Genomic DNA, 17958 nt, shown 5'->3' on the forward strand with positions numbered 1-17958 from the left:
GCATAGATATGCGGGGGCATGTAAATGCATTGACGTCCGGGTGGCCGTATTCCTATGCTCTGGGGGCATGCAGCTGATCCAGCACGACCCCGACCTGTCCGCGTATCAGGCCGCCGACCAGGTCATCGACCATGAGCACCCGCTCGTCCGGCAGACCTCCGCCCGGCTCGCGCGCGGGGCCGCCGACTCGTATGACTATGCGCGGGCCGCCTTCGATTTCGTACGCGATACGATCCCGCACTCCGCCGACAGCGGCGATCTCCGTGTCACCTGGCGTGCCTCGGACGTCCTGGAGCGGCGCACCGGCATCTGCTACGCCAAGGCTCATGCCCTCGCCGCCCTGCTGCGCGCCGAGGACATCCCGACCGCGCTCTGCTACCAGCGGCTGCGGCATGACGGGGGCGGCGGCCATGTCGTACACGGGCTGGTCGCCGTCCGCTTCTACGGCGCCTGGCACCGGCAGGATCCGCGCGGCAACAAACCGGGCGTGGATGCCCAGTTCTCTCTGGACGGTGAGCGGCTGGCCTTCCCGGTCGACCCGGAGTCCAGTGAGGTGGACTATCCGGTCCTGTACGCTGAACCGCACCCGGTCGTCCTGGCCGCCCTCAAGGCCGCCCCCGACCGGCCGCACCTCTGGAAGACCCTCCCCACCGCGCTCTGAAGGCAGGCCATGACGTTCTCCCTGACCGTGTCCGACGAGGTGCATGCCCTCGTGCCCGGCTTCACCCACGTCACCGTCGAAGCCCACGGACTCGTCAACGGGCCCAGCACCGACGCCGGTTCGGCGCTGCTGGACGAGGCCGCCGAGCGGCTCGCCGTACGACTGGCCGGGCGGGCGCCGCACGAGGACCCGCACATGGCCGCCTGGCGCGCCGCCTACACCGCGTTCGGCGCCAAGCCCTCCCGCACCCGCAACTCCGCGGAGGCGCTGGCCAAGCGGGCGCTGACCGATGCCGGACTGCCCCGGATCAACCTCCTGGTGGACCTCTACAACGCCATCAGCGTGGCCCATCTGATCCCGGTCGGCGGAGAGGACATCGACCGGATCGAGGGCGGCATGCGGCTGGTACGGGCGCACGGCGACGAGGACTTCGTGACCGTCGCCGGCGGCGAGGAGTCCGTCGAGCACCCGGAGCCCGGCGAGGTGGTGTGGCGCGACGGCCTCGGCGTCACCTGCCGGCGCTGGAACTGGCGCCAGGGCCCGCGCACCCGGCTTGGCGAGGGGACCAGCTCCGGCATCTTCCTGCTGGAGAGCCTCGCCCCCATGCCGGTCGCCGAGGTGGAGGCCGCCGCGGCCGAACTCGCCGAACTGCTGGAGAAGTTCAGCCCCGGCGCGGAGATCGCTCTCGGCACCGCGAGCCGCTGATCCCGGGAGGATCGATTGATCGATTGATCGACTGATCGCTCGATCGCTCGATCGACCGGCCTGGTCGTGGCCTGGCGGGCCTAGCCGTCCTCGCGGCCGGGAAGCGGCGGCCCCCTGGAGGAACGCCTGGTACGCGTCCTCGGCGTCGGCCTCCACGGCCGGATCCTCCGGCCCGTACCGGGTGTCGTTCCGGTCGCGCTTCGGGCGGGAGATCCAGAAGACGTCGTCGCTGTCGACGTTGTGGAAGTTCGCGTCGAACAGGCCGCGTCCGGTGGCACGCCGCAGGGTCCGCCCCTGGAAGCAGGCGGTCTTCCAGGTCTTGGAGAAGTCCACCCAGCCGATCCAGGAGGGGCCACGATCGATGTCGTAGCCCGTCTTGAGCTGGACGAACATGATTCTGCGAGGCATGGCTCCGGTGTGGCCGGGCCTGCGGCTGCGGCCCATCGGCTTTCCGGGTGCTACCGCCGCTCCGGTCCGGGGCCGGACGGGGGCCCGGACGGGAGGCGGACCGGCCCGGCCCGGAGTGGCGGTCGCGCGGCGCGAGGCGTCCCGGGTGGCGCGGACCGCCTGCGGGGTGCGTGAGCGAGTCCCGACCTGCGTGAGTCGCGAGTCCCGACCAGGGCGAGCGCGGCCCGGTCCCCGGCACCGTCTCCGCGTGAGTGCGGCTTGGCCCGCCGGCTCCGTCTCCGGCGTCAGTGCGACCCGGCCCGCGCCCTCTCCCGCGTCAGTGGGACTCGGCCGCCCGTACCGCCTCCGGTGTCGGGGCCGTGCCGCCGAGGTGGGCCGGTATCCACCAGGTGTCGTCGGTGCCCTTCGGGCGGACCGGGTACGCGCGCTGGGCGGCCTCCAGCAACTCCTGCACGCGCCCGCGCAGTCGCCGGGTGATGGCGCCCGCGTACTCGTCGCGCGAGGCTTCCATGGGCTCGCCCACCCGGATGGTGACCGGGATGTGGCTGCGCTTGAAGTTGCGCGGCTGGCCCTTGGTCCACAGCCGCTGCGTGCCCCAGACGGCCATCGGGATCAGTGGCACGCCCGCGTCCTGCGCCAGCCGCGCGGCGCCCGACTTGAAGCTCTTCAGGGTGAACGACGACGAGATCGTGGCCTCCGGGAACACCCCGATCACCTCGCCGGCGCGCAGCGACTCCAGCGCGTGCTTGTACGCGGTCTCGCCCTGCTTGCGGTCCACCGGGATGTGCTTCATGCCGCGCATCAGCGGACCGGACACCTTGTGCCGGAAAACCGACTCCTTGGCCATGAAGCGCACCAGACGCTTCTGCGGCAGGGCCGACAAACCACTGAAGACGAAGTCCAGATAGCTGATGTGATTGCTGACCAGTACGGCGCCGCCCGCGCGCGGGATGTTCTCCGAACCCTGGCAATCGATCTTCAGGTCCCATGCCTTGAACAGCGTGCGGGCAAAACCGATCACGGGACGATACACAAGCTCTGCCATGGGCGGGGCGGGCCCTTCCTGCTCTGCCAGGGAAGGGGTCTCCCGGCGGAAAGCTACGCAGCCGTAGGTTTACGGCATCTCGCAGATGGTGCCCGAAGAACGAACCGGGGGCCACCCCTGGTGCCCGCACCCGGCGTAATCCTCGTCACGTCCTACGGACGGCCCATCGCGACCCCGAGAAGACCTGTCCCCGGCCTGTCTCCCGCCTGTCTCCTGCCTGTTCCTGGCTTGGCCCCGGCCTGACCCGAAACGGCCCCGGCAGGCCCGCCACGGCCTCGGCGCGACCCCCGTACGCCACGGTCCCGCCCCCGCCCCACACAGGGCCGCCACGACGCCCGTACGCCCCACGCGCCCCCTACTTCGCGCGCACCGCCACCCGTCGCGACAGCAGATACACCTCGCAGCCCAGGCAGTACCCGAACGCGGCGTTCAGGAAGGCCGCCGCGAGCGCCGCTCCGGTCGCCGCGAGCCCCAGCCACTGCGGCCCCAGAGTGAAACCGATCAGGCCGAGCAGCGCGAAACCGAGCCCGACCGTCTGCGCGAACCGGGGCGGCTCCGGCGGCTCGAACGCGGTCGGCGGCCCGATCCGGGGCCGTACGAACCGCTGGAACACCCAGCCGTACGGCGACCGGCCGACCCCGCCCGCCGCGCCGAGCGCGAACGCCAGCGTCTGCCAGGCCAGCAGCCACACACCGCCGGTGATCAGCACGACCGCCAGGACCACGGCCGTCACGGCCGCCCCGAACCGCGGCCCTCTCACATCGATGTCCATGAATCAAGCATTCCGTAGCCCGGACGCGCCGTCGGCCCGGGAATCTTTGCAGTCTCGTGAACGCTGACACGACCGATGACCGGACTGGTGGTGTGCCTTGCGGTGCTCGCGGCGGCGAGCGTCTACGGAGTGCTGCACAAGCGGCGGAGCGGGAGAGTACGGGTGCGCGGGCGCGACGACGGCAAACGGCTCGGCGCCACGGAACTGGGTGCCGCTCTGGGGGAGCGGGCCACCCTCGTGCAGTTCTCCAGTGCCTTCTGCGCCCCTTGCCGGGCGACCCGCCGGATCCTGGGCGAGGTCGCCCAACTCGTCCCGGGCGTCGCCCACGTCGAGATCGACGCCGAGGCGCACCTGGACCTCGTACGCGAACTGGAGATCCTCAAGACGCCCACCGTGCTTGTCCTCGACGCGGACGGGCGGATCGTGCGGCGCGCGGCCGGGCAGCCGCGCAAGGCGGATGTGATCGCGGCCCTGGGCGAGGCGGTGTGAGAGGGACCACCGCGCGGCGGATCCGGGCGGCTGGGCCGAGGTGCCGCATACGGGGACGGGGCGGGCGTCAGATGGGTCACCCGGCGTCGGTGAGCCATCTCCCATATGCCGGGACGTACTTGACTGTATCCACCACTCATCGTCAGCCTGAACGCATGCCCAGGACCACCCCATGACGGCCACGCCGGATCTGGAGGCCGCCCGGCCCGGCTCGCCCGAGTTGCTGCGTTCCGTCTTCCGGCGGCACGCGGCGGGGGTCGCCGTGATCACGGCCCTGGGCGCCCGGGGGCCGGTCGGGTTCACGGCCACGTCCCTTGCGTCGGTCGCGGCCGAGCCGCCGTTGCTCTCCTTCGGGATCGCCACGGGGGCGTCCAGTTGGCCGGCCGTCTCGGCGGCGGCGTATGTCGGGGTGCATGTGCTGGGGGAGCGGCAGGGGGAACTTGCCGTGACGTTCGCACAGAGCGGGGCTGATCGGTTCGCGCCGCCGACGCGGTGGCGCGAGGGGCCCGAGGGGGTTCCGGTGCTCGACGGGGTGCTCGCCTGGGCGGTGTGCCGGGTGCACGCGCGCGTGCCCGCGGGTGATCACCGGATCGTGATCGCCGAGGTCGTCCTGGGCGACCCCACGGGCCCCGGACGACCCCTGCTCTACCACCAAGGGGGCTTCACCGGCCTGCGGGATTGATCACTTGACCGCGCGCCTGCGGGACCGTCCAGTTCCGGTTACGCTGCGTTGCGAAGGTCACAGTTCAAAGCGCTTGCTCAGTGGGAACGAACTAGGTGTACTGACGAGTAATATCTGGGGCGGGGCGCGGGTCGCCCCGACCGGGACCGGCCGCCAGGGGCGCCTATGCTGCCTGCTGGAAGGCAGCCGAAAATGACGATTGCAGTAGGAGAGCCGGCGTGAGCTTGAGGATCGTTGTCACTGTGAAGTACGTGCCCGACGCCACTGGCGACCGGCATTTCGCCGATGACCTGACCGTCGACCGTGACGACGTGGACGGTCTGCTCTCCGAACTGGACGAGTACGCGGTCGAGCAGGCGCTGCGGATCTCCGAGAACTCCGACGACGACGTCGAGGTCACCGTCCTGACGGTCGGCCCCGAGGACGCCAAGGACGCGCTGCGCAAGGCGCTGTCCATGGGCGCCGACAAGGCGGTCCACGTCGAGGACGACGACCTGCACGGCACCGACGCGATCGGTACGTCCCTGGTGCTGGCGAAGGCGATCGAGAAGGCCGGCTACGACCTGGTCGTCTCCGGCATGGCGTCCACCGACGGCACCATGGGCATCGTCCCCGCCCTGCTCGCCGAGCGCCTGGGCGTCCCACAGGTCACGCTGCTGTCCGAGGTCTCCGTCCAGGACGGCACGGTCACCGGCCGCCGTGACGGCGACGCCGCCTCCGAGCAGTTGGAGGCGTCCCTTCCGGCGGTCGTGTCGGTCACCGACCAGTCGGGCGAGGCCCGCTACCCGTCGTTCAAGGGCATCATGGCGGCCAAGAAGAAGCCGGTGCAGTCCTGGGACCTGTCCGACCTGGACATCGACGAGGACGAGGTCGGCCTGGACAACGCCTACACGGTGGTCGATTCCGCGGCCGAGCGGCCGGCCCGCACGGCCGGCACGATCGTCAAGGACGAGGGCGAGGGCGGCAAGCAGCTCGCCGAGTTCCTCGCGAGCCAGAAGTTCGTCTGAGACCCGCGCGTCACAGGTTCGTCCGGATTGCGCGAGCCGGAGGGTCGTCCGACGCCGCGCGCGTCAGAGGTTCGTCCGATGCCCGTGCGCCGGAAGTCCGGTCCCGGCCCGCGCGCCGGAGGCCCGCCGCCAGGCCCGCGAGTCCGAGGTTCGTCCGGGTCTCGCCGCCCGGGTGAGCCGTACGGCGTGACACGCCGCCCGCCCCGCATCCTTCGCAAGCAGGAGAGATAGTCCCATGGCTGAAGTTCTCGTCTACGTCGATCACGTGGACGGTGCCGTCCGCAAGCCCACCCTGGAGCTGCTGACCCTGGCCCGCCGCATCGGCGACCCGGTCGCCGTCGCCCTGGGCAACGGTGCCGCCGACACCGCCCCCGTACTGGCCGAGCACGGCGCCGTCAGGGTCCTCACCCACGACGCCGCCGAGTACACCGACTACCTGGTCGTGCCCAAGGTCGACGCCCTGAAGGCCGCCTATGACGCCGTCTCCCCGGCCGCCGTGCTGGTCCCGTCCTCGGCGGAGGGCAAGGAGATCGCCGCCCGCCTCGCGCTGCGCATCGGCTCCGGCATCATCACCGACGCCATCGACCTGACCGACGGCGACGAGGGCCCCGTCGCCACCCAGTCGGTGTTCGCCGCCGCCTTCACCACCCGCTCCCGCGTCTCGCGGGGCATCCCGGTCATCACCGTCAAGCCGAACGCCGCGCCCGTCGAGGCCGCCCCGGCCGCCGGTGACGTGGAGGCCCTGACCGTGGCGTTCTCCGGCCAGGCCACCGGCACCAGGGTCACCGCGCGCACGCCGCGCCAGGCGACCGGGCGCCCCGAGCTGACCGAGGCCGCGATCGTGGTCTCCGGTGGACGCGGTGTCAACGGTGCCGAGAACTTCGCGGTCATCGAGGCGCTGGCCGACGAACTCGGCGCGGCCGTCGGCGCCTCGCGCGCGGCGGTGGACGCGGGCTGGTACCCGCACACCAACCAGGTCGGCCAGACCGGCAAGTCGGTCTCCCCGCAGCTGTACATCGCGGCCGGTATCTCGGGCGCGATCCAGCACCGCGCGGGCATGCAAACCTCCAAGACCATCGTCGCCGTCAACAAGGACGCCGAGGCCCCGATCTTCGACCTGGTCGACTACGGCATCGTCGGCGACCTCTTCGACGTCGTGCCCCAGCTCACAGAGGAGATCAAGACCCGCAAGGGCTGATCGTCCGGCAAGGCCCGGAGTCTCGTACGAGGCCCCCGTGACCGTTTGATCGGTCACGGGGGCCTCGGCGTGTCGTACGCGATGGGTGTGGGCGTGTCGGCGGTCCGTCCGGCGGGGGCGTGTCGGCGGTCCGTGGGCGTGGGCGTGTCGGCGGGTGGGAGCGTGTCGGCGGTCAGCCGAGCGTGAGTGTCGCCTGTACCGGCAAATGATCGCTCGGGAACTGACCGTTCGCGGAGAAGGTGTTGATGACCGCGCGGTGGGTGGTCACGCCGGGAGTGGCTAGGATCCAGTCGATGCGGTCGCCGTCCGGGGTCGGCGGGCGATAGCCGTGGAAGGTGGCGTACAGCGCGCCGCGCTCGGCGGCGGTGTCCCAGGTATCGGTGAGACCGGCGGCCAGCAGCGTGTCGTACACCGGGTTCTTGTGCGCGGCGACATTGAAGTCACCGGTGACCACCAGCGGGAGGGCGGGGTCCAGGGCGGCGATGCGCTGGGTGATCAGAGCGGCGGCACGCGCGCGTGCGTTCTGGCTGCTGTTGTCCAGGTGGGTGTTGAGGAAGAAGAACTCCCGGCCGTCGTCGGCGTGGTCGCGGAAGCGGACCCAGGTGACCATGCGGATGGAGCCGCCGCCCCAGGTGTTGGAGCCGATGACGTCGGGCGTGTCGGACAGCCAGAAATGATCGAACGCCAGCGGGGTGAAGCGGCGGGTGTCGTAGAGGATCGCCATGAACTCGTCGCGGCTGCCGCCCGCGCGGCCGGTGCCGATCCAGTCGTAGTGCGTTCCGAGATCGCTCTCGATGTCGCGCAGCTGGTGGTAGAGGCCCTCCTGGGTGCCGATCAGCTGCGGGCGCTCGCGGCGCAGCAGCTCGCGCATGACCGGTCTGCGGACGGTCCAGCTGTGGGGCTCGGTGTCGCTCGCGAAACGGAGGTTGAAGGACATGACCTCCAGGCGGCGGCCTTGGCGCTCGTCGGCGGACGCGGCGGATGCGGCGCCGGTGGTGAGCGGGGTGCTCGACAGGGGGACGGCGATCGTGGCGGCGAGCGCGGTCTTCAGGCCCAGACGGCGGGTGAGGCGGGTGCGGTTCGGCACGGGGCTCCTTCGCTGGTTCGCTGGGAAACGGAACATCTGGGCCGGGGGTCCTTGCCGGGTTCGCTCAGCAGGGCCCTGGTCGTGCCTACCGCATGGTTGTACCGCCGGATGAGATGGGCGTGAACATGACGAAATCCGGGAGTGACCCGGTTCGGAAGAGGTGTTGACCGGTGGAACGGGCGCCGGATAGCTTCATTCAACGGATTGTTGATTCCATGAAGCGGAAAAGTGGAGGGTGTGGGATGGGTCAGGGCCAGCAGGAGCGGGTGCGGACGAGCCTCGCGGGCGCCGTGAGCGAGGAGATCAGCGCCTCCCTCGCACCGGTCGACGCCGAACTGGAGCGCCGCTACCCCGGCGACCCCGGCACCCGCCAGCCCGTCCACACCGTCTACGTCCCCGGCGACGCCTTCGCCGCCGACACCGTCCGCTCCTGGGGCGATCAGGCTCTCGCCGCCCTGGACGAACACGCCCCGGACGCCGCCTCCTTCGCCGCGGTCCTCGGACTCGACGAGACACTCGCCGAACCCGTGCACGCGCGCGTGCGCGCCAAACTGGAGCGCGAACCGATCGAAGACCTGCGGGTCGATTTCGAGGACGGCTACGGCCCCCGCCCCGGCGCCGAGGAGGACGAGGCCGCCGCCCGCGCGGCCCGCCTGATCGCCGACGCGTACGAGAACGGCACCGCCGCCCCGTACATGGGCATCCGTATGAAGTGCATGGAGGCGCCGGTTCGCGACCGGGGCATCCGCACCCTCGACATCTTCCTCACCGGTCTGATCGAATCCGGCGGACTGCCCGCCGGACTGGTCCTCACGCTGCCCAAGGTGACCTATCCCGAGCAGATCACCGCCATGGTGCGGCTGCTGGACGCGTTCGAGAAGGCGCACGCCCTCGAACCCGGCCGGCTCGGCTTCGAGATCCAGATCGAGACCAGCCAGTCCATCCTCGCCACCGACGGCACCGCCACCGTCGCCCGGATGATCCAGGCCGCCGAGGGCCGCGCCACCGGACTGCACTACGGCACCTTCGACTACAGCGCCTGCCTCGGTGTCTCCGCCGCCTACCAGGCCAGCGACCACCCCGCCGCCGACCACGCCAAGGCCGTCATGCAGGTCGCCGCCGCGGGTACCGGCGTACGGGTCTCGGACGGCTCGACCAACGTCCTGCCGGTCGGTACGACGGAGCATGTGCACGACGCCTGGCGGCTCCACCACGGCCTCACGCGCCGCGCTCTGGCCCGCGCCTATTACCAGGGCTGGGACATGCACCCCGGCCACCTCCCGACCCGCTACGCCGCCGTCTTCGCCTTCTACCGCGAGGGTTTCGAAACGGCCGCCGCCCGCCTCGCCCGGTACGTCGGCCGTACCGCCGGCGACATCATGGACGAGCCCGCCACCGCCAAGGCCCTCAGCGGCTATCTGCTGCGCGGCCTGGACTGCGGGGCGCTCGACGTCGCCGAGGTGACCGGCCTGACCGGGCTGTCCCGGAGCGGCCTGGAGGGCTTCGCGGCGCCCCGGCACGGCGATCTGACGGCTCCCGCACAGTAGCGCCCCGGACGGGCGGCCAGGGTGCCGCGAGACGTTCCGCTACCGGGCGTGTGCCCCGTACCGCTCCAGACCGGACGCCGTCACCAGCTTCTCCTGCGCGAACAACAGGGTCCCGCGCGCGCTGAGCGCCGGATCGGAGCGCACGCGCGCACAGAACCGCTCCGGCGTGTCGCCGCACAGCTCCCGCAGCCGGGGGGAAGCGATCAGCAACTCGGTGATCAGAGTGCGCTGGTCCCCGTGGAGGCGGGGCGTGCCGGTGCCGTCGTGCAGCACGCCGCGGCGATTGACGTACGCGAAGGCGCCCGGCAGCGTACGGCCGTCGGCCAGTTCGATCCGTACGTGCGGTGCGGGCAGCCAGGCGCGCCGGTAGTTGCCGTCCGGCAGGGGGACGCCCTCGCTGGCGTCCACCGCGGCGAGTTGCCCGGCGTCGAGCCAGGTGAGGAACAGCTCGCGTACGGTGCCCGGGGCCGCGAACGGGGAGGCGCTGACGTATCCCATGCGGCTGATGTGCGCCGACACGCCGACGCCGAGGCCGCTCACGCGTGCCTTGACCAGGGGGAGCGGGGTGGTGATCCCGGATTCTGCGAGCTTGCGGCGGAGCTGGCCGGGGCAGGCGTTGGAGCCGACGGCGAGCACCGGGACACGGTCCTCGTGGACCAACCGCGTGAGCGGCAGCAGCCGGTCACCGACGAGCAGGCCGGACTCGGCGGGCCAGGCGCCGGGATAGGCCAGCGGATGATCGCGGGGGGCGACGGCGAGGCCCAGCTCCTCCAGGGTGCGACCGGGGGCGAGGAGTGACGCGGCGAAGGCGTCGCGGTCCGGTACGTCCATCCGGTGCCCCTCAGTTCGACGGTGTGAACTCGCCCGAGCCTCGCTGGATCAGGCGCGTCGGCAGTTCGATCCGCTCGGGTGTGATCAGAGTGCCGTCCAACTGCCGGAAGAGCCGCTCGGCGGCCGTGCGGCCGAGAGCCGCCGCGTCCTGGGCGACGACGGTGACCCCCGGCTGGAGCAGATCGCCCAGCTCGATGTCGTCGAAGCCGACCAGGGCGATCCGCCGCGTCTGCTCGGCCAGGACCCGGATCACGGTGACCGTCACCCGGTTGTTGCCCGCGAAGATCGCGGTGACCGGGTCGGGGCCGGCGAGCATCTCCTCCGCCGCCTGCCGCACCCGTCCCGGGTCGGTCACGCCCAGGGACATCCAGGCGGGCGTGACGGGTATCCCGGCGTCCTCCATGGCGGCCCGGTAGCCGCGCAGCCGTTCGGCGGCGGTGTGGATGCGCGGCCGGTCGCCGATGAAACCGATCCTGCGGTGGCCGTGCGCGATGAGGTGCGCGACCCCGTTGCGCGCGCCGCCGAAGCTGTCGGACAGCACCGCGTCGGCGTCGATCTTCCCGGCCGGGCGGTCCACGAACACCGTGGCCACGCCCGCGCGGATCTCCGGTTCCAGATAGCGGTGGTCGTCGCCGGCCGGGATAACCACCAGCCCGTCCACCCGCCGGGCGCACAACGCCAGCGCCAGCTCCTGCTCGCGCTCGGGGTCCTCGGCGCTGGAGCCGTTGATCAGCAGCGCTCCGTGCGCGCGGGCCACCTCCTCGACGGCACGGCTGAGCGGCCCGTAGAACGGGTCGGCGAGGTCCTCCAGGACCAGCCCGATGCTGGCCGTACGGCCCTTGCGCAGCACGCGCGCGCTGTCGTTGCGGCGGAAGCCCAGGGCGTCGATGGCCTCCTGGACACGCCGCTCGGTCTCGGGGGTCACCCCGGGCTCTCCATTGACGACACGCGAGACCGTCTTCAGGCCCACCCCGGCGCGTGCGGCCACGTCCTTCATGGTCGGCCGGTTGCCGTAGCGGGTCATCGGAAGGCCGTCTGCTCGGCGGTGCGTGTCGGGCACGATGGGGTGTCCTGTTCCTGTGGTCCACGAGGCTGCCTCGGCGCTTCGGGGCATATGTGGGATGTGCCGTCGAGCATAGGGCCTGGACAACGTTGTCAGAAGCGGGAGAGACTGTCCACCGCAATCTTCGGCCCGCGCCCCCCACCGCTGGACCGGCCTGCCCATTCCCCGCGGCCTCGCGGGGAGACCGACCTTGGTTGACGGGGAGATCCCACTCTGATGCACACCGACCTCGTGGCAGCGCTCGACATCGGCGGCACCAAGATCGCCGGAGCGCTCGTGGACGGCCACGGCACGATCCTGGTGCGGGCGCAGCGCCCGACGCCCGCACAGCAGAACGGCGACACGGTGATGGGAGCCGTGGAGGAGGTGCTCCGGGAACTCATCGCCTCGCCGCTGTGGGGCCGCGCGGACGCCCTCGGCATCGGCAGCGCGGGTCCGGTGGACGCCTCCGCCGGGACCGTGAGCCCGGTGAACGTTCCGGGCTGGCGGGACTATCCGCTGGTCCACCGGGTCCAGGAGGCGACCGGCGGGTTGCCCGTCGAACTCATCGGCGACGGCGTGGCGATCACCGCCGCCGAACACTGGCAGGGCGCCGCGCGCGGCCATGACAACGCGTTGTGCATGGTGGTCTCCACCGGCGTCGGCGGCGGCCTGGTCCTGAACGGTCGGCTGCACCCGGGGCCGACGGGGAACGCCGGCCACATCGGTCATGTCTGTGTGGACCTCGACGGCGATCCCTGCCCGTGCGGTTCGCGCGGCTGTGTCGAGCGGATCGCGAGCGGTCCGAACATCGCCCGGCGGGCGCTGGAGGGCGGCTGGCGGCCCGGACCGGACGGCGACACGTCCGCCGCGGCGGTGGCCGCCGCCGCGCGCGCGGGCGATCCGGTGGCCACCGCCTCCTTCGAACGCGCCGCGCAGGCCCTCGCCGCCGGGATCGCGGCCACGGCGACCCTGGTCGAGATCGACATCGCCGTCATTGGGGGAGGCGTCGGCAAGGCGGGTTCCGTGCTTCTCGACCCGCTCCGCAAGGCCCTCGGCACCTACGCCACGCTTTCGTTCGTTCAGCGGCTGACGATCGTTCCGGCGCAGATGGGGACGGACGCGGGGCTGGTCGGCGCGGCGGCGGCGGTCCTGGCCCGCCGTACGGACACGACGGTGGCCGGGGTTTAGGGCGTGTGGTGGTGCGGGCGGGTGGGCGAGGAGTTGGGCGGCCGGTCGGACGGTCGGCCGGATGGGTTCGGTTGGTTGATGGTGTAGGCCCGGTTGGCGGTGTGTGAGTGGGTGGGGCCGTGTGGTCCCACCGGGCATGGGCGTTTCGCCGGAAACGCTCATGCCCGAATGCGCGTCGAGCCGTCCGTCGGGGGCTGTTGGTTGATCGGTCGATCAAATCGCGATGTTCGTTCGATCAGGTGCCACAGCTCAAGCGGGCGTCCGCCAAGTCGCCGTGGTCAGAGATGATGCCGTCGCCGTCGCCGTCGGTGGCGATCAGGCGGATCATGTTTGCGTCGATCAGGGCGGTGCTGGCACGGATCGTGGCTCGTGTACCCATGAGGCGGCCGGGAAGGCACACCGCTCTGGCGGTCGTGGCGTTGCGCTGGGGCTCGGTGAACAGCGCTACCGCGCGGGCTGTCGTCCTGCCTCTGCCGGGAAGCCACCCGGCGTCCGGCCTCGGTCGGGAGGACCGTGCTCTGCTTGTCCAGCGGGTCTCCGGTCGACGGCGGTGGCCGCGTGCTTGCCGAGGATTTCGAAGGTGTCCTCCGGACGGCCCACGACCGTGACCCCCGTGCCGCCCGGGGAGTTGAACGGGGCATGAAGAAGCGCAGCATGCTGGCCATCGCCTCCCTCGCCACCGGATTCGTCGTCGCCGCCGTCTCCCCGTCCCACGGGCTCGGCGACGAACTGACCGAAATCGATGTGAACGGCACCCTCAGCGCCGTCGACCAGACCATCGCCAGCGACAGCCTGGCCATGGACGAGAACGCCCTGGGCGGGGGCGCCCCCAAGAAGTGAGGGGCGGCCCATCGCCCGCCCTTCAGCGCCGTGGCGCCGGACCCCGTATCGCGGGGCACCGGCGCCACGGTGCTTCCACCCGCCCTCATCTGGGGCTGGTTTCCGTGGCAGGGTGGAGCGGGCAAGCCACAGGGGGCCAACAGAAGAGGGGGAAACGTGACCGTCGTCTGGATCAACGGCGCGTTCGGTGCGGGGAAGACCACCACCGCACGGGAACTGATCGAGCTGATCCCGAGCAGCACGCTCTTCGACCCCGAGGTCATCGGCGCCGCGCTCACGCAGCTGCTGCCGGCCAAACGCCTCGCCGAGGTCGGCGACTTCCAGGACCTGCCGATCTGGCGCCGTCTGGTGATCGACACCGCCGCCGCGATGCTCGCCGAGATCGGCGGCCCGCTCGTGGTGCCCATGACGCTGCTGCGCCAGGACTACCGCGACGAGATCTTCGGCGGCCTCGCCGCCCGCCGGATCGGTGTCCGTCATCTGGTACTGACCCCGGCCGAAACGATCCTGCGCGAGCGCATCGCCCAGCGGGAGGTCCCGCCCGGCCTCCCGGACGGCGAGATACGCATCCGGCAATGGTCGTTCGATCAGATCGAACCGTTCAAGACCGCTCTTGGCGCCTGGCTCGCCGCCGACGCGCATCTGATCGACAACGGATCGCTCACCCCCTGCGAGACCGCCCTGCGCATCGCCGACGCCGTCGGCTCCGGGGCCGCGCCGCCCTGCGACATCGTGCAGACCCCGGAGCCCACCGCCGAGACCGTCGCCTCCGGCGTCCTGCTCTTCGACGAACAGGACCGCGTGCTGCTGGTCGACCCCACCTACAAGCCAGGCTGGGAGTTCCCCGGCGGGGTCGTCGAGCCCGGCGAGGCCCCGGCCCGCGCCGGAATGCGCGAGGTCGCCGAGGAGACAGGCGTCCTCCTCGACGACGTGCCCCACCTGCTCGTGGTCGACTGGGAACCGCCCGTGCCGCCCGGCTACGGCGGTCTGCGGCTGCTCTTCGACGGCGGTCGGCTCGACTCCGCCAAGGCCGCCCGCCTCCTGCTCCCCGGTCCCGAACTCCGGGGCTGTCGCTTCGTCACACAGACCGAAGCGGCCCGCCTGCTGCCCCCGGTGCGCTACGAGCGGCTGAGGTGGGCCCTGAAGGCACGGGAGCGGGGTTCCGCGTTCTATCTGGAGGCGGGGATACCGGTGGGGGCGGACGCCCAGGGCGCCCAGGAAGCCGACGGGGGCGCGGGCTGAGGGACGGCGGTCGGCCGGACCCGGGGCGCTCCTGGATCGGTAGGTGTGGTGGGTGCGGAAGGGCAAGGTGGGCACGGACGGGCAAGGTGGGTGCGGGCGGGGCGTGGTGAGGCGCCCCGTGCCGTACGGGAGGAGGCGCGAGCCGCTCAAGGCCGTACGGGCGGGCGTGCCGGCGTACGAGAGGCGAGAACCGCCCGGATCGTACGGGCGCCCGCCCCGCCCCCAGGTCCCTCAGCCCGCCGCGTAGTTGCGCAGGAACAGGGCCTCCGCGACCGACAGGCGTTCCAACTCGTCCGGGGACACGCTCTCGTTGGCGGCGTGGATCTGGGCTTCCGGCTCGCTCAGGCCGATGAGGAGGATCTCGGCGGCGGGGTAGAGCGCGGCCAGGGTGTTGCACAGGGGGATCGAGCCGCCCTGGCCCGCGTACTGCATCTCCTGGCCGGGGTAGGCGACGGCCATCGCCTCGGCCATGGCCTGGTACGCCGGGCTGGTCGGGTCGGCGCGGAAGGGCTGGCCCTGGCCGACCTGCTCCATGGTCACCCGGGCGCCCCACGGGGTGTGCGCCTCCACATGGGCCTGGAGCAGCTTGGTCGCTTCGGCCGCGTCCACGCCCGGCGGCACGCGCAGGCTCACCAGTGCCCGCGCGCTCGCCTGGACCGACGGCGTGGCGCCGACGACCGGCGGGCAGTCGATGCCCAGGACGGTGACCGCGGGGCGGGCCCAGATACGGTCGGCGACCGTGCCCGATCCGATCAGTTCCACGCCGTCCAGCACCTTGGCGTCCTTGCGGAACTGCTCCTCGTCGTACTGGAGCCCCTCCCAGGAGGAGCCGCCGGTCAGGCCGTCGACGGTGGTGGAACCGTCCTCCGCGCGGAGCGAGTCCAGAATCCGGACCAACGCGGCCAGGGCGTCCGGGGCGGCGCCGCCGAACTGACCGGAGTGCAGATTGCCTTCGAGCGTGTCCACCGACAGACGGAGCATGGTCATGCCGCGCAGCGTGGTCGTGACCGTCGGCAGACCGACCCGGAAGTTGCCGGAGTCACCGATGACGATCGTGTCGGCGGTGAGCAGTTCGGGGTGGGCCTCGGCGTATCGCTCCAGGCCGCCCGTGCCCATCTCCTCCGAGCCTTCGGCGATCACCTTGACGTGCACCGGTACGCCGCCGTTCGCCTTCAGCGCGCGCAGCGCCAGCAGGTGCATGATCACGCCGCCCTTGCAGTCGGCGGCGCCGCGCCCGTACCAGCGGCCCTCGCGCTCGGTCAGCTCGAACGGCGGGGTGGCCCAGGCGGCCTCGTCGAGCGGCGGCTGGACGTCGTAGTGCGCGTAGAGCAGTACGGTCCGCGCGCCTTGCGGGCCGGGCAGAAACCCGTACACCGACTGTGTGCCGTCGGGGGTGTCGAGGAGGGCGACGTCCTGGAAGCCCTCGGCGGTCAGCGCGTCGGCGACCCAGCGGGCCGCGCCCTCGCTCTCGCTCCTCGGGAACTGGTCGAAGTCCGCCACCGACCTGAAGGCCACCAGCTCGGTCAGCTCGGCCTTCGCCCTGGGCATCAGCGAGGCGACGGTCTCGGCGACCGGATTCGACGACATGGGCACGCTCCTCGTAGGTGCGACGTTGTACTTCAGTGAACGGGTCTGCGCGGTCGGCGGACGCCGCGAGGTATTGTCTGCTGCTTCTTGCTCGCTCGCGCACGGACAGGCAACGCTTCGGGGCAACCGATGACCGCGCGAGTGCAGGCGCGCCCTTGTGCGGGGCGCATTCGGTGCCGATCCTCCCACAGTGGCCTGCGGCGACACGGCCGTAGGATGCGGGGGACAGTCGGCAGGCGGCGGATCGGGAGCAGTAGACCATCGTGAGCAGCGAGAACTCTTCGGCGGACGACGTGCGGCAGGTGTGGGACGTCGTCGTGGTGGGCGCGGGGCCTGCTGGGGCCTCTGCGGCATACGCGGCGGCGGTCGCCGGGCGGCGCGTGCTGGTGCTGGAGAAAGCGGAGCTGCCGCGGTACAAGACCTGCGGCGGCGGCATCATCGGCCCCTCACGGGACTCCCTTCCACCGGGCTTCGAACTGCCCTTCCGGGACCGCGTGCACGCGGTCACCTTCTCCCACAACGGGCGCTACACGCGCACGCGTCGCTCCAAGCAGATGCTGTTCGGTCTGATCAATCGACCGGAATTCGATCAGCAATTGGTCGAGCACGCGCAGAAGGCGGGCGCGGAGTTGCGTACGGGCGCCACGGTCACGCGGGTCGAGCAGCACGGCTCGGCCGTCCCCGACCGCCGCACGGTCGCCGTCGTCCTCCAGGGCGGCGAGACCCTCCTCGCGCGGGCCGTGGTCGGCGCGGACGGCAGTGCCAGCCGCATAGGGGCGCACGTCGGCGTCAAGCTCGAACAGGTGGATCTCGGCCTGGAGTCCGAGATCCCGGTCCCGGAGACCGTGGCGGAGGACTGGAAGGGCCGGGTCCTGATCGACTGGGGGCCGATGCCGGGCAGTTACGGCTGGGTCTTCCCCAAGGGCGACACGCTCACGGTCGGGGTGATCTCCGCGCGGGGCGAGGGCGCCGCCACCAAGCGGTATTTGGAGGACTTCGTCGGACGGCTCGGCCTCGCCGGGTTCGAACCGAGCATCTCCTCCGGCCATCTGACCCGCTGCCGCGCCGACGACTCGCCGCTCTCACGCGGGCGCGTGCTGGTGTGCGGGGACGCGGCGGGGCTGCTGGAGCCGTGGACGCGCGAGGGCATCTCGTTCGCCCTGCGGTCCGGGCGGCTCGCGGGGGAGTGGGCGGTCCGTATCGCGGAGGCGCACGACGCCGTGGACACCCGCCGCCAGGCCCTCAACTACGCCTTCGCCATCAAGGCCGGGCTGGGTGTGGAAATGGCCGTCGGCAAGCGGATGCTGCGCATCTTCGAGCGCCGGCCGGGGCTGTTCCACGCGGCGCTGACGGGGGTCCGTCCGGCGTGGAAGGCCTTCATGGACATCACGCGCGGGGCGACCACACTGGGCGAACTGGTCCGCAGCCGTCCGTTCGCCCAGCGGGCGCTGGCCATGCTCGACCGCCGGGCGGCGGAGGCGGAGACGGAACCCAAGCCGGACCCGGAGCCGGAGGAGGAATCGGCGGAGGAGCAGCCGCGCGCCTGATGGGTGGCGGGCTGGGCAGCGAGGGGGTCGGCGCGATACCGGATGTGTCGGCCCGCGCGCGGCATTTGGATGCGCGC

At 71.8% G+C, this 17958-nt stretch carries 18 protein-coding genes; 11 read left to right on the forward strand and 7 right to left on the reverse strand.

All coding sequences use genetic code 11. From position 1 onward, the window contains the following. The first annotated feature begins 67 nt into the window (after positions 1 to 67). Positions 68 to 661, forward strand: coding sequence for a transglutaminase domain-containing protein (locus tag ACFRFC_RS04835; protein ID WP_382683410.1), 594 nt, complete (start codon positions 68 to 70; stop codon positions 659 to 661). Positions 662 to 670: 9 nt separating this feature from the next. Further along, entirely contained in the window at positions 671 to 1366 is a 696-nt protein-coding gene (locus tag ACFRFC_RS04840; protein ID WP_382683407.1) for a B3/4 domain-containing protein, read from the forward strand. Positions 1367 to 2090: 724 nt separating this feature from the next. Here ACFRFC_RS04840 and ACFRFC_RS04845 read toward each other — a convergent pair. Then, positions 2091 to 2819, reverse strand: a complete 729-nt coding sequence (locus ACFRFC_RS04845) for a lysophospholipid acyltransferase family protein (RefSeq protein ID WP_382683404.1) — start codon at positions 2817 to 2819, stop codon at positions 2091 to 2093. 355 nt (positions 2820 to 3174) lie between these two features. Continuing rightward, positions 3175 to 3591: a DUF4395 domain-containing protein gene (locus ACFRFC_RS04850; RefSeq protein WP_382683402.1), complete on the reverse strand. Its 417-nt coding sequence runs from the start codon at positions 3589 to 3591 to the stop codon at positions 3175 to 3177. A gap of 75 nt (positions 3592 to 3666) precedes the next feature. Here ACFRFC_RS04850 and ACFRFC_RS04855 point away from each other — a divergent pair, with 75 nt between their 5' ends. From ACFRFC_RS04855 to ACFRFC_RS04870, 4 genes are all read left to right on the forward strand, one after another. Further along, positions 3667 to 4080, forward strand: coding sequence for a TlpA family protein disulfide reductase (locus ACFRFC_RS04855; protein WP_382683399.1), 414 nt, complete (start codon positions 3667 to 3669; stop codon positions 4078 to 4080). Between the two features lie 172 nt (positions 4081 to 4252). After that, on the forward strand, positions 4253 to 4762 hold the full coding sequence (locus tag ACFRFC_RS04860) for a flavin reductase family protein (protein WP_382683397.1): 510 nt from the start codon (positions 4253 to 4255) through the stop codon (positions 4760 to 4762). A 218-nt stretch (positions 4763 to 4980) separates the two neighbouring features. Further along, positions 4981 to 5769, forward strand: a complete 789-nt coding sequence (locus ACFRFC_RS04865; protein WP_382683395.1) for an electron transfer flavoprotein subunit beta/FixA family protein — start codon at positions 4981 to 4983, stop codon at positions 5767 to 5769. A 235-nt stretch (positions 5770 to 6004) separates the two neighbouring features. After that, positions 6005 to 6967 carry an electron transfer flavoprotein subunit alpha/FixB family protein gene (locus ACFRFC_RS04870; RefSeq protein ID WP_382683393.1) on the forward strand — a complete coding sequence of 321 codons (963 nt, stop codon included), beginning with the start codon at positions 6005 to 6007 and terminating at the stop codon, positions 6965 to 6967. Between the two features lie 172 nt (positions 6968 to 7139). Here ACFRFC_RS04870 and ACFRFC_RS04875 read toward each other — a convergent pair whose 3' ends face one another. Further along, the gene (locus ACFRFC_RS04875) at positions 7140 to 8054 is read right to left on the reverse strand and encodes an endonuclease/exonuclease/phosphatase family protein (RefSeq protein WP_382683390.1); all 915 of its coding nucleotides are present in this window, start codon (positions 8052 to 8054) and stop codon (positions 7140 to 7142) included. A gap of 242 nt (positions 8055 to 8296) precedes the next feature. Between ACFRFC_RS04875 and ACFRFC_RS04880 the strand changes: the two genes are divergently transcribed. Then, complete coding sequence (locus ACFRFC_RS04880) at positions 8297 to 9601, forward strand: DUF6986 family protein (RefSeq protein WP_382683388.1); 1305 nt, start codon at positions 8297 to 8299, stop codon at positions 9599 to 9601. A gap of 39 nt (positions 9602 to 9640) precedes the next feature. Here the strand turns inward: ACFRFC_RS04880 and ACFRFC_RS04885 are convergent, their stop codons facing one another. Both ACFRFC_RS04885 and ACFRFC_RS04890 read right to left on the reverse strand, forming a co-directional pair. Further along, positions 9641 to 10432: a hypothetical protein gene (locus ACFRFC_RS04885; protein WP_382683385.1), complete on the reverse strand. Its 792-nt coding sequence runs from the start codon at positions 10430 to 10432 to the stop codon at positions 9641 to 9643. Positions 10433 to 10442: 10 nt separating this feature from the next. Beyond that, positions 10443 to 11546 carry a LacI family DNA-binding transcriptional regulator gene (locus tag ACFRFC_RS04890; protein ID WP_382683383.1) on the reverse strand — a complete coding sequence of 368 codons (1104 nt, stop codon included), beginning with the start codon at positions 11544 to 11546 and terminating at the stop codon, positions 10443 to 10445. A gap of 165 nt (positions 11547 to 11711) precedes the next feature. Here ACFRFC_RS04890 and ACFRFC_RS04895 point away from each other — a divergent pair, with 165 nt between their 5' ends. Further along, the gene (locus ACFRFC_RS04895; protein ID WP_382683381.1) at positions 11712 to 12665 is read left to right on the forward strand and encodes an ROK family protein; all 954 of its coding nucleotides are present in this window, start codon (positions 11712 to 11714) and stop codon (positions 12663 to 12665) included. A 235-nt stretch (positions 12666 to 12900) separates the two neighbouring features. On the opposite strand, the gene ACFRFC_RS04900 is transcribed toward ACFRFC_RS04895, so the two are convergent. Then, positions 12901 to 13044 (reverse strand): hypothetical protein, encoded by a 144-nt coding sequence (locus ACFRFC_RS04900; RefSeq protein ID WP_382683378.1) that lies wholly within the window; start codon positions 13042 to 13044, stop codon positions 12901 to 12903. Between the two features lie 260 nt (positions 13045 to 13304). Here ACFRFC_RS04900 and ACFRFC_RS04905 point away from each other — a divergent pair, with 260 nt between their 5' ends. Both ACFRFC_RS04905 and ACFRFC_RS04910 read left to right on the forward strand, forming a co-directional pair. Next, positions 13305 to 13505, forward strand: a complete 201-nt coding sequence (locus ACFRFC_RS04905) for a hypothetical protein (RefSeq protein WP_382683375.1) — start codon at positions 13305 to 13307, stop codon at positions 13503 to 13505. A gap of 156 nt (positions 13506 to 13661) precedes the next feature. Further along, positions 13662 to 14747, forward strand: a complete 1086-nt coding sequence (locus tag ACFRFC_RS04910; RefSeq protein WP_382683372.1) for an NUDIX domain-containing protein — start codon at positions 13662 to 13664, stop codon at positions 14745 to 14747. A gap of 231 nt (positions 14748 to 14978) precedes the next feature. Here the strand turns inward: ACFRFC_RS04910 and ACFRFC_RS04915 are convergent, their stop codons facing one another. Beyond that, positions 14979 to 16334 (reverse strand): dipeptidase, encoded by a 1356-nt coding sequence (locus ACFRFC_RS04915; protein ID WP_382683369.1) that lies wholly within the window; start codon positions 16332 to 16334, stop codon positions 14979 to 14981. Positions 16335 to 16597: 263 nt separating this feature from the next. On the opposite strand from ACFRFC_RS04915, the gene ACFRFC_RS04920 reads away from it, so the two are divergent. Beyond that, positions 16598 to 17881 (forward strand): geranylgeranyl reductase family protein, encoded by a 1284-nt coding sequence (locus ACFRFC_RS04920; RefSeq protein ID WP_382683366.1) that lies wholly within the window; start codon positions 16598 to 16600, stop codon positions 17879 to 17881. The last annotated feature ends 77 nt before the right edge of the window (positions 17882 to 17958 follow it).

It is taken from the genome of Streptomyces sp. NPDC056734 (assembly GCF_042790455.1).
GTDB lineage: Bacteria > Actinomycetota > Actinomycetes > Streptomycetales > Streptomycetaceae > Streptomyces.

Bases quoted from the DNA above. Each gene is read 5' to 3' on its own strand.
- ACFRFC_RS04880 (WP_382683388.1), top strand. From the start codon at position 8,297: ATGGGTCAGGGCCAGCAGGAGCGGGTGCGGACGAGCCTCGCGGGCGCC.
- ACFRFC_RS04845 (WP_382683404.1), bottom strand. From the start codon at position 2,819: ATGGCAGAGCTTGTGTATCGTCCCGTGATCGGTTTTGCCCGCACGCTG.
- ACFRFC_RS04870 (WP_382683393.1), top strand. From the start codon at position 6,005: ATGGCTGAAGTTCTCGTCTACGTCGATCACGTGGACGGTGCCGTCCGC.
- ACFRFC_RS04905 (WP_382683375.1), top strand. From the start codon at position 13,305: ATGAAGAAGCGCAGCATGCTGGCCATCGCCTCCCTCGCCACCGGATTC.
- ACFRFC_RS04890 (WP_382683383.1), bottom strand. From the start codon at position 11,546: ATGCCCCGAAGCGCCGAGGCAGCCTCGTGGACCACAGGAACAGGACAC.
- ACFRFC_RS04895 (WP_382683381.1), top strand. From the start codon at position 11,712: ATGCACACCGACCTCGTGGCAGCGCTCGACATCGGCGGCACCAAGATC.
- ACFRFC_RS04840 (WP_382683407.1), top strand. From the start codon at position 671: ATGACGTTCTCCCTGACCGTGTCCGACGAGGTGCATGCCCTCGTGCCC.
- ACFRFC_RS04915 (WP_382683369.1), bottom strand. From the start codon at position 16,334: ATGTCGTCGAATCCGGTCGCCGAGACCGTCGCCTCGCTGATGCCCAGG.
- ACFRFC_RS04835 (WP_382683410.1), top strand. From the start codon at position 68: ATGCAGCTGATCCAGCACGACCCCGACCTGTCCGCGTATCAGGCCGCC.
- ACFRFC_RS04850 (WP_382683402.1), bottom strand. From the start codon at position 3,591: ATGGACATCGATGTGAGAGGGCCGCGGTTCGGGGCGGCCGTGACGGCC.
- ACFRFC_RS04860 (WP_382683397.1), top strand. From the start codon at position 4,253: ATGACGGCCACGCCGGATCTGGAGGCCGCCCGGCCCGGCTCGCCCGAG.
- ACFRFC_RS04855 (WP_382683399.1), top strand. From the start codon at position 3,667: ATGACCGGACTGGTGGTGTGCCTTGCGGTGCTCGCGGCGGCGAGCGTC.
- ACFRFC_RS04885 (WP_382683385.1), bottom strand. From the start codon at position 10,432: ATGGACGTACCGGACCGCGACGCCTTCGCCGCGTCACTCCTCGCCCCC.
- ACFRFC_RS04900 (WP_382683378.1), bottom strand. From the start codon at position 13,044: ATGGGTACACGAGCCACGATCCGTGCCAGCACCGCCCTGATCGACGCA.